At 39.6% G+C, this 14,055-nt stretch carries 12 protein-coding genes; 7 read left to right on the top strand and 5 right to left on the bottom strand.

Annotated elements, in window-relative coordinates; genetic code table 11:
* The first annotated feature begins 36 nt into the window (after positions 1-36).
* The 3 genes from AC0VZ4_RS22905 to AC0VZ4_RS22895 all read left to right on the top strand — a co-directional run bounded on the left by AC0VZ4_RS22905 (position 37) and on the right by AC0VZ4_RS22895 (position 2,079).
* Complete coding sequence (locus AC0VZ4_RS22905) at positions 37-915, top strand: MBL fold metallo-hydrolase (protein ID WP_475441722.1); 879 nt, start codon at positions 37-39, stop codon at positions 913-915.
* Positions 916-956: 41 nt separating this feature from the next.
* On the top strand, positions 957-1,607 hold the full coding sequence (locus tag AC0VZ4_RS22900) for a DsbA family protein (RefSeq protein WP_342866229.1): 651 nt from the start codon (positions 957-959) through the stop codon (positions 1,605-1,607).
* Positions 1,608-1,689: 82 nt separating this feature from the next.
* Positions 1,690-2,079, top strand: coding sequence for a nuclear transport factor 2 family protein (locus tag AC0VZ4_RS22895; protein ID WP_342866228.1), 390 nt, complete (start codon positions 1,690-1,692; stop codon positions 2,077-2,079).
* 45 nt (positions 2,080-2,124) lie between these two features.
* Here the strand turns inward: AC0VZ4_RS22895 and AC0VZ4_RS22890 are convergent, their stop codons facing one another.
* The 3 genes from AC0VZ4_RS22890 to AC0VZ4_RS22880 all read right to left on the bottom strand — a co-directional run bounded on the left by AC0VZ4_RS22890 (position 2,125) and on the right by AC0VZ4_RS22880 (position 7,184).
* Entirely contained in the window at positions 2,125-3,072 is a 948-nt protein-coding gene (locus tag AC0VZ4_RS22890; protein ID WP_342866227.1) for a carbohydrate kinase family protein, read from the bottom strand.
* Positions 3,073-3,396: 324 nt separating this feature from the next.
* Positions 3,397-5,787 carry a TonB-dependent siderophore receptor gene (locus AC0VZ4_RS22885; RefSeq protein ID WP_475441721.1) on the bottom strand — a complete coding sequence of 797 codons (2,391 nt, stop codon included), beginning with the start codon at positions 5,785-5,787 and terminating at the stop codon, positions 3,397-3,399.
* Positions 5,788-5,954: 167 nt separating this feature from the next.
* Positions 5,955-7,184: an MFS transporter gene (locus tag AC0VZ4_RS22880; protein ID WP_007378862.1), complete on the bottom strand. Its 1,230-nt coding sequence runs from the start codon at positions 7,182-7,184 to the stop codon at positions 5,955-5,957.
* Between the two features lie 175 nt (positions 7,185-7,359).
* On the opposite strand from AC0VZ4_RS22880, the gene gtfA reads away from it, so the two are divergent.
* Positions 7,360-8,832, top strand: coding sequence for a sucrose phosphorylase (gene gtfA, locus AC0VZ4_RS22875; RefSeq protein ID WP_475441719.1), 1,473 nt, complete (start codon positions 7,360-7,362; stop codon positions 8,830-8,832).
* A 95-nt stretch (positions 8,833-8,927) separates the two neighbouring features.
* Here gtfA and AC0VZ4_RS22870 read toward each other — a convergent pair whose 3' ends face one another.
* Both AC0VZ4_RS22870 and AC0VZ4_RS22865 read right to left on the bottom strand, forming a co-directional pair.
* Positions 8,928-9,959 carry a LacI family DNA-binding transcriptional regulator gene (locus AC0VZ4_RS22870; RefSeq protein WP_475441718.1) on the bottom strand — a complete coding sequence of 344 codons (1,032 nt, stop codon included), beginning with the start codon at positions 9,957-9,959 and terminating at the stop codon, positions 8,928-8,930.
* 82 nt (positions 9,960-10,041) lie between these two features.
* The gene (locus AC0VZ4_RS22865; RefSeq protein ID WP_033028504.1) at positions 10,042-10,935 is read right to left on the bottom strand and encodes an AraC family transcriptional regulator; all 894 of its coding nucleotides are present in this window, start codon (positions 10,933-10,935) and stop codon (positions 10,042-10,044) included.
* A 162-nt stretch (positions 10,936-11,097) separates the two neighbouring features.
* Here AC0VZ4_RS22865 and exaC point away from each other — a divergent pair, with 162 nt between their 5' ends.
* The 3 genes from exaC to AC0VZ4_RS22850 all read left to right on the top strand — a co-directional run bounded on the left by exaC (position 11,098) and on the right by AC0VZ4_RS22850 (position 13,577).
* Positions 11,098-12,618, top strand: a complete 1,521-nt coding sequence (gene exaC / locus AC0VZ4_RS22860) for an acetaldehyde dehydrogenase ExaC (RefSeq protein WP_475441717.1) — start codon at positions 11,098-11,100, stop codon at positions 12,616-12,618.
* 351 nt (positions 12,619-12,969) lie between these two features.
* A complete protein-coding gene (locus AC0VZ4_RS22855) occupies positions 12,970-13,347 on the top strand; it encodes a Tse2 family ADP-ribosyltransferase toxin (RefSeq protein ID WP_475441716.1) in 378 nt (125 codons plus the stop codon).
* Entirely contained in the window at positions 13,344-13,577 is a 234-nt protein-coding gene (locus AC0VZ4_RS22850) for a hypothetical protein (RefSeq protein ID WP_007379016.1), read from the top strand. The genes AC0VZ4_RS22855 and AC0VZ4_RS22850 overlap by 4 nt, the downstream gene beginning before the upstream one ends.
* The last annotated feature ends 478 nt before the right edge of the window (positions 13,578-14,055 follow it).

Here is a 14,055-nt window from a genome sequence, read left to right as displayed (position 1 = left end):
CCTCATCTTAACGAAATAACAAACAGGCTACTGAGAATGAAAAAAGTTAAACACGTATTAGCAGCAACAGCTTTATTAGCAAGCACATTAATGCAACCGGTATTAGCGCAAAGTGAATTAGTTGTGGATGTATATAACCCACAAGACAAAAGTATTTTTGCTGTCTCATCAAGCATTATAAGTGGTAATAACGAAGTGTTATTAGTGGATGCCCAATTTCAGCGTAATGATGCACAAGCATTGGTTGAAAAAATAAAAGCGAGCGGTAAAACATTAACAGCTGTTTATATTAGTCACAGCGACCCTGATTTTTACTTTGGTTTAGATGTAATTAAAGCTGCTTTTCCAAAAGCAAAGTTATTAGCGACTAAATCAACAGTAGAGAATATTAAACGCTCAATGCAAGGAAAGTTAAATTATTGGGGGCCTATTTTAAAGAGCAACGCACCAAAAGAACTTATTTTGCCAGAAGTAATACTATCAAATACCCTAACTATAGATGGGAAAGAAATTATTATTAAAAATTTACAGCATGATCCAAAGCATACTTACCTTTGGATCCCTTCTATAAAAACAGTGCTGGGTGGGGTTGTAGTATTTGATCAAATGCATGTGTGGTTGGCTGATTCGAGCACTGCCGTAGAGCGTCAAACTTGGCAGTCAACATTAGATAACATTGAGAATTTAAAACCACAGACTGTTATTCCAGGTCACTTTTTACAGGGCAGTAAACAAGACCTTTCTGGTGTGTCATTCATGAAAGGGTACTTAAATAAAGCGGATAGCGCTGCAAAAAGTTCAAAAAACTCAACTGAATTTGTAGAGATCATGGCTCAAGCCTACCCTGGTTTAGGTGCAAGAAGCATTTTAGAGTTGGGCTCAAAAGTGGTTATGGGTGAGATGCAATGGCACTAAGTGCCCTTGCGTTAAGCAATTATTTTGATAGGAAATATTTAATGAAAAACACAACGTTACATATAATTGTTGACCCTTTATGTGGTTGGACTTATGGCAGCGTGCCCTTGATCACCGCTGCTGAAAATATTGATGGTTTAATTGTAAAAGTACACAGTGGAGGCATGCTAACAGGTGATAATGTCAAACCTGTGACTCCTGCATGGCGTGAATTTGCACTTAAAAACGACAGTGTCATAGCGAAGAAAACAGGTCAGGTATTTGGTAGTAACTATACCGATGGGCTTTTAAAAACCAACGATATTATACTCAACTCGGCTCCGGCTATTACCGCTATATTGGCAGCGCAAGAGCTTGGTATATCAGGTGGGGAAATGCTTAATAGTATTCAACATGCTTATTATGCTCAGGGTAAAAACATTATGCAGCTGCATGTACTGACTGATATTGCATTGGAGCTGGGTTTAAACAAGGCCTTATTTGAAACCCACTTTAATGCGCTAGAAGGCGATGCAACAGATCAACATATAGCACAAAGCCGCGGCTTATTACACGATATTCATGGGCAAGGTTTTCCTAGTGCAGCATTTGAATTTGACACAGGTAAGTGGCAAAAAGCCGATATAGCCCATTATTATGGAAAAACTGAGCAGTGGGTTACCTACTTACAGCAATCAGTTGCGCTAGTATAGTGTGATGAAATTTATAAATAATAAAGCTGTTTATATTACAGCTTTATTGAGCTTCCTTTTTATAGTGCAAGGGTGTGTGAAAATGAGCAACATAGACATAATTAAAAGTACGTATGAAGGCACAACATCACAAGAGAATGGGCAAAATTTAGTTGCTCATGCAAGTGATACTATTACTTGGAAAGAGGCTGACGGTTTTGCTTATGCTGGTACATACCATGGTATGAATGACATTACTGAAAATGTTTTTCAAAAGCTTGCAAGCGAGTGGTATAACTACACGTTTACGCCACAAAACTACTTATCCCAAGATGATACTGTTGTAGTGTATGGCACGTACTCTGGTACTTATATTAAAACGGGTAAAAAAATGCAAGCTAGGGTCGCGCATATTTGGCAGCTTAAAAATCAAAAAATAACGCACTTTGAACAAATAGTGGATAGTAAAATGGTGTTTGATGCTATGCAGTAACAACGCGTTACTGCATATATTTGAACTTAAAAAACATTAGGTCTATTAAAGTACATCAGCCAGCACAGGTAATGCCGGAAATGCCCCTTTAGCTAAACAGGCTTTTGAGCCGCATTTTAGGCCAAAGTTGAGGGCGCGTTTTACTATTTTCTCATCATTTATTTTAGTAGTAAGTAATACATCTTCATTGTTATGGTTTAGATAATATAAAACACCAGCAATAAAAGCATCGCCTGCGCTTGTTGTATCAACAGCTGTAATAATTGGTGCCGATTCACTTAGCGTGAACTCGTTATGATAAACTGTCGCAGGCTCAGGACCATCTGTTAAAAATACTACGCTAACACCAACATCTAAAAGTGATTGTAAATAACCCTCGGGTAGCTGCTTTGTTTGTTCTGCTAAAAAGTTTAACTCATCACGAGAGAGTTTAACTATGTCGCAATACTCATAGCAAGCACGTACATTTGCTTCAATATCATCTATGCTTTGCCATAAGCTGTAGCGTAAATTTACATCAAAGCTTACTAATTTATTGTTACTTTTAGCAAGCTGCAAAGCGCTAAATGTAGTTTGCGCAATTGCATTATTGGTAAGCGTGTTTGAACAAAAGTGCAGGGTGCTTAGTTTTTCCCATTGAATTTGCGCCAAGTGATCACTCGTTAAAAGTAAATCGGCCGTATTTTGGCGATAAAAATTAAAACTGCGCTCGCCTGTATCATCAAGGCTAACTATTACCATTGCAGTTTGCGAGCCCATAACTGTAAATAAGTAGTCAGTGCTTACATTGTATTGTGTAAGTGCTTTAGCAAGTTGCTTGGCAAAGTAGTCATCGCCCATACCACCACAAAAAGCAGCTTTACCACCTAACTTTGCATAGCCTACGGCTACATTAGCAGGTGCGCCGCCTGCAATAGGTAAATAAGCACTGTTTTGAGAGTCTTGCGGCAGCATATCAATAAGTAGTTCGCCGAGGCTAAGTAGTTGGGTCATATTGTAAATCCTAAAAAACCTAGCAAGGCTAGGTTAAAGTCAGTGGGAGAATTACTAAATAACCTGAACTCTGGATAATAAATCTATCTCGAGCAGCTATTTTCAGCGCTAACTGCGTTGAATTTATTTGTAATAGGCCAGCTATTGACGCGTAAATTCGCCTTGTTTTCACAGAAAATATCTGGCTAGAGAAAATAAATTTAAATATCACCATGATTCAATACGTTAGTAAATATCTTAACCAGAGTTCAGGTTAAATAAGTTTGGTTAGTCATAAAGCGCTGAAACAAAAAATCGTTTCAGCGCTTACACACTAGAACTCTATTAGTTAAACGTGTATTTAAGCGTTAAAGATGTTGTACGGCCATTAATAGCACGAGCACGGATAATGTTGTTTTCAGGTACTGAACCTTCCTCCGCTTCTGTAATACCTACTGTATCGAAGAGGTTATTTACATTAAGGGCAATGTTAAGGTTTTCAGATAAGTCATAACTTACAAAGCCATTTACTTGTGTGTAACCGTCAAGTTTAAGGTCGTTATTATCTTGTGCATATGCATCGGTAGTACCAATAAAGCTAAGGCCAGCAGAGCCTTGCTCATAGTTATAACGTGCCATTAATGAATAAATTAAATCAGCTTGACGACGCGGTGTATTACCTACTACCTCAGGAGCAAGTGCGTCTTTGGCTATTTCTGCGTCGGTCCAGGTTAAATTACCACGGAAATCCCATGCATCAATAAAGTAAGTAGATTCTATTTCGATCCCTTTTGCTTCGTATTCACGGTCAAAAAATGTTTGTGATGTTGCTTCAAAGTTTTGCTCTTCAGTTTCGGCAAAAAACGCAGTAGCAAACACTGATAATGAATCAAAGCGCTTTTTAACACCAAACTCAAATTGGTTCACTTCATCAACAGCGTCTTCTTTTGCAACAGAGCCGTCGGCGCGTACTTTACCAAATAAAAGTCGGTCGGCGTTTGCTCGCCCGCCCTTACTTATACGTGCAAACGTGGCAAGGCTTGGGTCAATTTGGTAATTAGCACCAATTGAATAAGACGAATAGTTCCAGTCATAGTTTACTGGACTTGCGTTTGCAGTATCAATTCCAGCAACATTTTGTTCCGGCACAGAGATCACACCGTCGCGGTTCATATCTACTGTTGAAGTCACTGCACCTGCGTATGTTCCGCGAGCTTCACCGCTATCGTAGCGAGCACTTGCATCAATACTGACATCACCTAGCTTAGTCGAAAATGCTACGTAAGGGGCGCGAGTATCGTATTCTGTATCGTAATCACGTTGACAACAGTTACCAAATGCACTGTAGGCGTATAAACCGTTTTCAGATAACTCAGTGCCATCGGCACCTGTTACATTTAATAATGCAGCATTGTCACCCTTGAGCTCCATTACGTAAGAGTTCCATAACCACGACATAGCAATGTTTTGCGTAGATGCATAGTAACCAAATGTAAGGCTGGTATCATCGTCGAACGATTTAGTTAATTTAAAGTCATTAACTATAGAGCCGAAGTCATTCATTGTGACATCAAATGTCACCATCTTCATTGCTAAACCATCGTTAAACGCTTCACCGGTGTTCGCGTTACTCAAGGTTGCACCTGCGCCACCAATGCTTTCAGCTATTGATGTTGCACTACCGACTTGTTCTGTGAAAGGTGAATTAAAGTTACCGCTAATTGATGACTTACGGAAACGGTTTTCAATACGCCAATCGTTATCTAAATCAAATACAGCTTCAAAACCAACAGAGTCAACCTTTGGATTCATACCATCACGGATATCACCACTGCTAATTTGGTTTTCACCATTTAAGCGTACTGTTTTAGTAAATAATGCTGAGTGAGGTGTGTCTGATTGCGCATCAAAGCCAGCAATAGAGTCACCATTTGAGTACATTGGCATAGGAAGGTAGCCAACACTCTTATCGTCTAAGTGTTTGTAATAAAGGCGAACGTAGCCGTTTTCAAAATCTTTTGTAAGGTTAGCTTTAATTTGGCCACCTTTATTAGACGTGTAACCTGTTTCGCGCGGGCCTTCGCCTTGTCGAACAAAACCACCAACATGAAAACGCACGCTATCGGTTAAGTAAGTGCCGTATTCAAAGTCTGTACGAACGCTGTCGTAATCTAAGCCTAGTGTTGTAGACACACTGCCAGATTCGTTTTCGCCATTTTTAGAGATAAAGTTAATAATGCCACCAGGTGCATTACTTGCTGCAGTAGACGCTGAGCCACCACGAATCGATTCAATTGTTTGCACCGTATTATCTAATCGCATAAAAATATCAGAATTACCAAAAGCGATGTCACCGTATTGCATTACAGGTAACCCATCTTCTTGTAATTGTAGAAATTTAGCACCGCCTGATGCTACAGGTAAACCACGAACAGCAATATTCGCATTACCTTCACCACCGGTAGATTCTGCACGAATACCCGGAATAATTCTAAACGCTTCTGCTGTTGAGCGAGGGGTAGACACTTGAACTTGTTCAAGTGATACGCTACTAACTGATACACTAGAAGCCATGATTGTTGTTCGACGTGGTACGCCGGTTACAACAATTGTTTCAAGACCTTTGTTTTGTGACGCTTCTGGTTTTGCTTGATCTGTTTCTTGTGCGTGAACGCCTTGGCTTACGGCAAGTGCTAAAGCACTGATTAAATATAAATGTGTATTGTGTGTTGTCATGTGAACGCCTCGTTGTGTTGAGCCCGATGGGTTTGTTATTTTAACTTAATCGATTAAGTAAAAATAACAAATATTTTACAATAAGCAAATTATTTTATTATTAATTTGTTATTTATTTACCCATCTGTTGTTTTTTATAGTGTTTTTTATTGTATTAAAATACAAATTTACTCTGTAATTGGGTTACTTTCTGTTAAAGCACTTGCTGATGGGTCACGGCTATAATTAAATAACATAGCTAAAAACAGAATAACTGCAAAGCCTGTTGCTAAGTAAAATCCATAGCGTACATGGCCAAAGTAGTCGCTGATCATACCCATAAACAATGGGGCTAAGGCAGCTGATAAAGCAGTAAAAAAGAGTATAACGCCTGCTACAGCACCGTGTTGCTGCACTGCAAAACACGATATACCTTTGGAATTTAAAGTTGGGTAAACCATTGACATAAATAAACCCGAAAGCGGTAATAACACGACAGCCCAATCAACGCCTCCAAATAACGTACCTACATAGCACAATGCAATGCCAAAGCTTAAATAAGCCATAACACCTTGCCAGCTATAACGGTTTAATAACCATACCGCGATAAAGCGGCCTGCTGCACGTAGTACAAAAAATATGGTTAGTGCATAGGTTGCAAGGAGTGGCCAAGAACCAGTGTAGTCTTTTAAAAGCGTAGGCATCCATACGTATATAGCAACTTCAGTAGCTACATAAAGTGCGATAGCAAGCGAAAAACCAAGGGCATACGGGTTTTTAATCATTTTCATGGTGGTTGCCAAAGAGGCTGGCTTTTCAGTTGTTTTAACAACGCTAGGGTAGTCGGCACGCCAAGCTAAAAAAGCAAGCACTAAACACATAACTCCTGCAATAATATACAGGTATGTCCAACTTACATTTTGCACGAGTAATATGCCAACCAGCGCAGGTCCTACAATGGCACCAATGCCAAAGAAACCCTCAACCTTATTCATTGTTTTAGTGTGGTCCTCGTTACTATGTGAAATATCACCAAGTAAGGCAAGTGCACCAGTTTTAAATAAACCAATCGCTAAGCCTATACAGCAAAGGAGTACTAAAAAGAATGCAAAGCTGGTGCTAAAGGCGAATAAAAAACAACTCGCGGAAAATATTAATAAACCTAGCATGATAGTTTTTTTACGGCCAAGGCTATCGGCTAAAAAGCCTAAAAACAATCCACTAAAGGCAATGAGTGCCATAGGCGCGTAATGAAATGCACTAGCTTGGGTCATACTCAGCCCAAACTCAGTAATGAGTTCAGGGATGATCATACCTACTGCGTCAGAGGTCATGGCAAACATAAAAAACATCATGTATGTAAGCCAACGTATTTGTTGCAACGGATCGTTGCTTACGTGTGTGTGTGATTTTGTCATGTATTTTTCCTCGTTAAATGCTCTGTTAACACCCAGTAAGTCAATCAGTTACTTATTGTAGTATCATGTGAGCCACGATTTTTGTATGTAAAATTTTTAAAAATTACTTGTAAATTCTTACTCGCTAGTTAAAGATATATCTTAATCGATTAAGTTTCAACATGGTATTCACACAATGATGAAGAATAAAGTTCAATTGATCACATACGCTGATCGAATCACTGGCCAAAATATAGGCGCGCTAACCACACTTTTAAACGGCCCTTTAAAAGGCGTATTTGGTGGTGTGCACTTATTGCCATTTTACAACCCTATTGATGGCAGCGATGCTGGCTTTGACCCTATTGATCATAGTGAAGTTGATTCTAGAATAGGCACTTGGGAAGACATACAAGTATTAGGTAAAGATCTCGACTTAATGGCAGACCTAATTGTTAACCATGTATCGGCGCAGTCTTTTCAGTTTCAAGATGTAATAGCTAAAGGTAAGCAATCAGAATTTTGGGATTTGTTTTTAACCAAAGATGATGTATTTCCAAATGGTATGAGCGAAGCTGAGCAAAAAGCTATTTACCGTCCGCGTCCAGGTAGTTGCTTTACCCCAATGAAGTGTGGTGATGGTAAAACGTATGATTTTTGGACCACATTTACCGATAACCAAATTGACATAAACGTAAAAGTAGCAGCTGGTGTTGCGTATTTAAATAACGTACTTACTAAATTTTCGGCTAACAATGTAAATATTATTCGTTTAGATGCGGCGGGTTACGCCATTAAGCAAGCTGGCACTAACTGTTTTATGCTTGATGAAACGTTTGGCTACCTAGATAACTTATCTAAGCAAGCAAACGATTTAGGCATGGAAACCATTGCAGAAATACATAGCCATTATCAAACTCAGGTAGAAGTGGCAAAACGCGTAAATATGGTTTACGACTTTGCGTTACCACCACTTATTTTACACAGCTTATTTAACAACGATGTAGATGCACTGCTCAAATGGTTACAAATTTCGCCACGTAATTGCTTAACTGTACTTGATACACACGACGGTATTGGCATTATTGACGCAGGTCCAATGGGCGACAAACCAGGGCTATTAAATGCACAGCAGATTGATAACCTAGTCGAAACAATGCACGCCAACAGCAACAACCAAAGCCGCCAAGCTACAGGCGCTGCGGCGAGTAATGTCAACTTATATCAAGTTAACTGTACGTACTACAACGCATTAGGCGCTAAAGACTTTGATTACTTACTGTCGCGTGCAATTCAATTTTTTGCACCAGGTGTACCACAAGTGTATTACGGCGGCTTATTTGCCTGTGAAAATGATATGGAGCTATTAGCTAATACAAATGTTGGCCGTGATATTAACCGCCCATATTTAGATGCAAATATAATCGACAAAGCCTTAAATAAGCCTGTAGTAAAAGGTTTAATTGAATTAATTAAAATTCGCAATTCACACCCTGCATTTGCAGGTGAATTTAGTGCCCAAGGTGAAGGCTGTGTGTGTTGTTTATCGTGGCAACTAGATGAGCAAACTATTTCACTTACTGTTGATTTTAAATTACGCCATGCACTTATTACGCAGGTAAACGGTGACGAAGAAACAACGATTAACTTAAATTCATTTTTAGCTTAATGTTATAAAAGTAATTTACCAACGCCATGTAAAGCAAAAGCCAAGCTTAAGTAGCTTGGCTTTTTAACACATAAAACTATTACAAGGTTTGTAAGCTAACTACTCGCACCAATCTCTAATTCGTAACTGACTTCCCGAGTTTTTTCTTCTTTAGAAATAAATAATTCAGCGGCTATAACGCCTTTTTCTTGGCTGTTTTGATGAATGGTGGTGAGGCGAGGTACAAACCGGGCTGCTTCATCAATACCATCAAAGCCCACAATACGCAGTTCTTCACCTATCTTTATGCCTTGTTTTATTGCTTCTCGCATTGTGGCAAGGGCAATTAAATCACTCATACAAATAATAACATTAGGGCGAGGGGAGGCACTTAAAACCTCCTTAGCAGCAATGCTTGCAAAACGCTCGCTACTTTCAGGAATGTTCCAAATACGATCGTCAGCCACCGTAATATTTGCCTCGCTTAAAGCGCGTTGGTACCCGCGTAAACGTTGATGCGAAATAGATTGTCCGGTTTCAAATTCGTGATGCTCATACACGCGGCATAATACGTTTTCATCAAGTAGCCTAAGCCCTAATATAGCCACTTTATCGCTTTGATTATGCAGTACGTGTTTAGCAATTTCGTAACTTGCTTGCTCGTTATTAATATTTACAGAGGCATTGCGAGCAATATCAAAATCAATTGTCACTACATGTTTAGACACTGTTTTTAACTGCTCAACTAACGCGTTATTACGAGGGCGGCCATAACAAATAAAGCCATCTACAAAGTCGACCACGTTATTAAGGTTATCGCTATTACCTGAAAACAATAAAACATTAATGCCGTTTTTTTCAAGCACCGAGGTAACACCGCGCATAAAGCTGCTAGCAACGGGGTCAGACACCATGTATTCCACACTATCGGGTAGCACTAAAGCAACAATATTAAATGTGCCATTACGCAACGATTGCGCGGCCTTATTAGGGCCATAATAACCAAGCTCTTTACATGCATTAAGTATGGCTTCACGGCGTTTGGCAGAGAGTTGATCTGGGCGATTAAACGCGTTAGAAACCGTCGCATTAGACACGGCTAATTCTTTAGCGATACTTTTTAGGGTCCAGCGGATTGGTTTGCTCATTAATTACTCTTAGCCATTAAACAGGGTATTAATAAATTAACATATTCAGCGAGTTAGCAAAGTAAAAAATGAGATTTTAGTGCTAATGTCGGCACTCTTTAGGGGCAATGCCAAAGGTTTGTTTAAATAAACGGCTAAAATGACTCGCACTATTAAATCCAACATCAAAACAAACTTTACTAATTGCATGACCTTGTAGCAATTGAGTGCGCGCTTTTTTTAGTCTTAACTGTTGTTGCCAAAGGGCTGGGCTAGTACCAAATGTGAGTTTAAATTGCTGATAAAACTTACTGCGGCTCATGCAGGCTATTTTGCATAAGGTATTTATGTCGAGCGTTTCATTTAAATGTTCTTCAATATAAAGCAGGGCATCACTAACGTTTGTTTTAAGGTGTGGTTTATCGCAGTTAGCCAGTAATAACTCACGGCTTTGTTGTTGTAATAAACGGGTGATCAATTCATTTAACGACAAGTCAATCAAGTAATGGCGTTGGGCACCTTGTTCGCTAAATAAATGCACCATACGCTCTAATAATTGCTGCGTTTGAATATTGTGTTGGGTGTGCACTAACTGCGGTACATATTCAAACAAGCTATCGTGTGCAAAGTTTTGCTGCATGTTTAGTGCATTAGCCACGCTCGTTATTTTGTCGGTGCTAATTTCAATGGCTAAACAGGTAGTTGGAGTGCTCATTGATGCTTGTGGAAAATCAATTAATACGCCTTGCTCTGGCGCTAATACAAACGACTCGTGTGGTAAAAATGCTTTATGGTATTGGCTGCTTTCTACGTGCATTACCTTTTTGCCGCTAAGCATTGCACAAAACAGCAGTTCGTTTGAGTGCAGTGCCACCTTTTGCGCACTTTGATACGTGTCGTAAATACTCAGCTCACTGTTATCGGCCGCAAACGTGACTTTATTTTCAATTAATACATCAAGTTGTTGGCGTTTTTTGTTTAACTGAGATGTGTGCATATCAATCCTTTAGGTTTTTATTAATGTGGACTCGCAGACAATTTTTGTGGACAGCTAATCAAGTTTTTAGGCGTTTGTTGGTTTAATGTCAATTAAATACAAAGCATTTTGCTTTATATAAATGTTCGACCTTTAGCTAACAACAATAAAGAGAGCACACACATGATATATGCAAACCCAGGCACAGACGGCGCACTTTTAAACTTTAAACAACAATACGGAAACTATATTGGCGGAGAGTGGGTAAAGCCAGTGAATGGCCAATACTTTGATAATATAAGCCCAGTAAACGGGAAAGTGTTTTGCCAAATACCGCGCTCAGACAAAGACGACATAGAGCTGGCACTCGACAAAGCGCATGCAGTGCGAGCGCAGTGGGGCACAACGTCGGTGACCGACCGAAGTAACATACTGCTAAAAATAGCCGACCGAATTGAGCAAAACCTAGAGTTACTTGCCGTAGCCGAAACATGGGATAACGGTAAAGCAATTCGTGAAACACTCGCTGCTGACATTCCGCTAGCGGCTGATCACTTTCGCTACTTTGCAGGGTGCCTGCGATCGCAAGACGGCACAATAGGCGAAATAGACGAAACCACCGTTGCATATCATTTTCACGAACCACTCGGTGTTGTGGGACAAATTATTCCGTGGAACTTCCCTATTTTAATGGCTGCCTGGAAACTCGCGCCAGCACTTGCTGCAGGTAACTGCGTAATTTTAAAACCGGCTGAGCAAACCCCAGCTTCTATTTTAGTGTTAATGGAAATTATTGGCGATTTACTCCCCGCAGGCGTACTTAATATTGTAAATGGATTTGGTAAAGAAGCAGGTGAAGCACTGGCCACAAGCAAGCGTATCGCTAAAATTGCATTTACAGGTTCAACGCCTGTGGGCTCACATATTTTGAAATGCGCTGCTGAAAATATTATTCCCTCTACGGTCGAGCTTGGTGGTAAATCGCCTAATATATTTTTTAGTGATGTAATGGAAAAAGACGACGCGTTTTTATCCAAAGCCATTGAAGGTGCCGTGCTTGCTTACTTTAACCAAGGCGAAGTGTGTACGTGCCCATCAAGGCTGTTTATTCAAGAAGATATTTACGAGCAGTTTATTGAACGAATACTCGAACGTACCTTAAAAATTAAACGCGGAAACCCACTTGATAGCGAAACCATGGTTGGCGCACAAGCCTCAAAAGCGCAATTTGATAAAATACTCAGCTACATTGAAATAGGTAAAAAAGAAGGCGCCGAAGTACTCACTGGCGGTAACGTAGAGCAACTAAGTGGCGATTTAAACGGTGGTTATTACATACAACCTACGCTGCTTAAAGGCACAAATGACATGCGTGTGTTCCAAGAAGAAATTTTTGGCCCTGTTATTTCTATGTCAACCTTTAAAGATGAAGCCGAAGCACTCGAGCTTGCCAACAGCTCTGAGTTTGGTTTAGGCGCCGGTGTATGGAGCAGAAACATGAACCGTGCTTATCGCATGGGTCGTAAAATTGAAGCAGGGCGAGTGTGGACCAACTGTTACCACATGTACCCAGCACATGCTGCATTCGGTGGTTATAAAAAATCAGGAATAGGGCGCGAAACGCACAAACTGGCACTTGACCACTACCAACAAACGAAAAATTTATTAGTGAGCTACAGCGAAGATCCGCTTGGCTTCTTTTAAAAAAATTTAAATACAACAACCACTCAGTAATGAGCGTTGCATATTTGCAGCGCTTTTTCATTTTAAGGGGTCTATTGCACCACTTACTGCTTGTTGTAATACATAAATAGGATACTAATTGAATTAAAATGTTGAAACTTCAGGGCTTTAAATAATTCATTAACTGCGTTAAAAAAGTGATTTAATAATATGAGTTTTATAAAAAGCTGATTCATAGTTAGCTAGTTGTTTACATAAGATTATTTGATGGCTAAGATAAATACATCGTAATTTATGAAACTTTACGGTCTATAAAACGATAAAGGCCTCAGAGAGAGTAACTAACTTTTTGTCAACGATATGGAGATCATTATGTACCCAAAAGAGTTTTACATCCTACCCGAAGAGCTTTTCCGCCTCGGAAATGCTTCAAGTCCTCGTCTATCGAATGTTCGAGCTCGTGATGTTGATGTTACAACCGTAAATGGAATTAAGATTATTATCGCAAACGGAAAAGGGATCAGCGTTTTCGATATAGAAGGTATCAACAATGCACCAATGACTGGTTGGGTTTGGAGGTTTCCACCGAATACCCAGCCGCCTCATGGATTGAAGATGGTTCAGGATAAGCCACACCATTACTGTATTTCGCCCACTCGGAATATGCCGGTTGACAAGTTCAAGGGACTTCTTGAGGAAATGGCCCTAAAAGCATCTCGAGTATTTAAGAAAGAAGGAAAGATTGTATGAGTCAGTTCAAGCTTGAACTTGCAGGATCAGAGCTAAAATACGTGCTAGAGGGTCTCATAGCACTTGAACAAGAAATGGCAAAAATATGTGAAACGTCAGATGACTCAGATGAGATTGCTGATGTAGGCAATGATTTGATTGAGCTGCGCTTGTTACTAAATCCTTTGAAGGAGAGAGCCATCAGTCAGTTCGGAGATAGTATAACTGATTTTTCGCGGGATGAGTTATAAGTTAAAAAGTAAGTTTGGTGTCAATACCTAATTTTAAACCAATTTAGGGTTCCAGATGACACCATCTCTCACCATTAAATTCATGATCGCTACCAGCTTTCGTATGAACGCAATGATAAATAAATCACAAAGCACAATAAGCAACACATATATGGACGCTCCCTTGAAATCAAGACGAGCTAATGTATAAACATAAAAATAAATGTTTTTTTTTAATTATCATGTATCTCATATCACAGTAATGATGCGTCACAAGCTTGCTAAAAAGCAAAGGTACTGACATATATTCGAGCTATAGCGTCATGGTTATCATGCGCCATACTCCTAATGAGCTTCGTACCAAGGGACCTAAAAAATATTCACCCAAGCGAGATTAAATCTCGTGTCTTTATCTGGTTAACCTTGGTTAGCGTGCGCTTTTTGTTTCATTATAAGTGAAGTACATACAGGATAAGCGTATGTTACGACTTAAGTGCCC

It is taken from the genome of Pseudoalteromonas sp. QJM3NY_22 (genome assembly GCF_056173065.1).
The sequence above is the reverse complement of the archived record's forward strand: the minus strand, read 5'-3'. Positions and strand labels throughout refer to the sequence as shown.

Bases quoted from the DNA above. Each gene is read 5' to 3' on its own strand.
- AC0VZ4_RS22905 (WP_475441722.1), top strand. From the start codon at position 37: ATGAAAAAAGTTAAACACGTATTAGCAGCAACAGCTTTATTAGCAAGC.
- AC0VZ4_RS22900 (WP_342866229.1), top strand. From the start codon at position 957: ATGAAAAACACAACGTTACATATAATTGTTGACCCTTTATGTGGTTGG.
- AC0VZ4_RS22895 (WP_342866228.1), top strand. From the start codon at position 1,690: ATGAGCAACATAGACATAATTAAAAGTACGTATGAAGGCACAACATCA.
- AC0VZ4_RS22890 (WP_342866227.1), bottom strand. From the start codon at position 3,072: ATGACCCAACTACTTAGCCTCGGCGAACTACTTATTGATATGCTGCCG.
- AC0VZ4_RS22885 (WP_475441721.1), bottom strand. From the start codon at position 5,787: ATGACAACACACAATACACATTTATATTTAATCAGTGCTTTAGCACTT.
- AC0VZ4_RS22880 (WP_007378862.1), bottom strand. From the start codon at position 7,184: ATGACAAAATCACACACACACGTAAGCAACGATCCGTTGCAACAAATA.
- gtfA (WP_475441719.1), top strand. From the start codon at position 7,360: ATGATGAAGAATAAAGTTCAATTGATCACATACGCTGATCGAATCACT.
- AC0VZ4_RS22870 (WP_475441718.1), bottom strand. From the start codon at position 9,959: ATGAGCAAACCAATCCGCTGGACCCTAAAAAGTATCGCTAAAGAATTA.
- AC0VZ4_RS22865 (WP_033028504.1), bottom strand. From the start codon at position 10,935: ATGCACACATCTCAGTTAAACAAAAAACGCCAACAACTTGATGTATTA.
- exaC (WP_475441717.1), top strand. From the start codon at position 11,098: ATGATATATGCAAACCCAGGCACAGACGGCGCACTTTTAAACTTTAAA.
- AC0VZ4_RS22855 (WP_475441716.1), top strand. From the start codon at position 12,970: ATGTACCCAAAAGAGTTTTACATCCTACCCGAAGAGCTTTTCCGCCTC.
- AC0VZ4_RS22850 (WP_007379016.1), top strand. From the start codon at position 13,344: ATGAGTCAGTTCAAGCTTGAACTTGCAGGATCAGAGCTAAAATACGTG.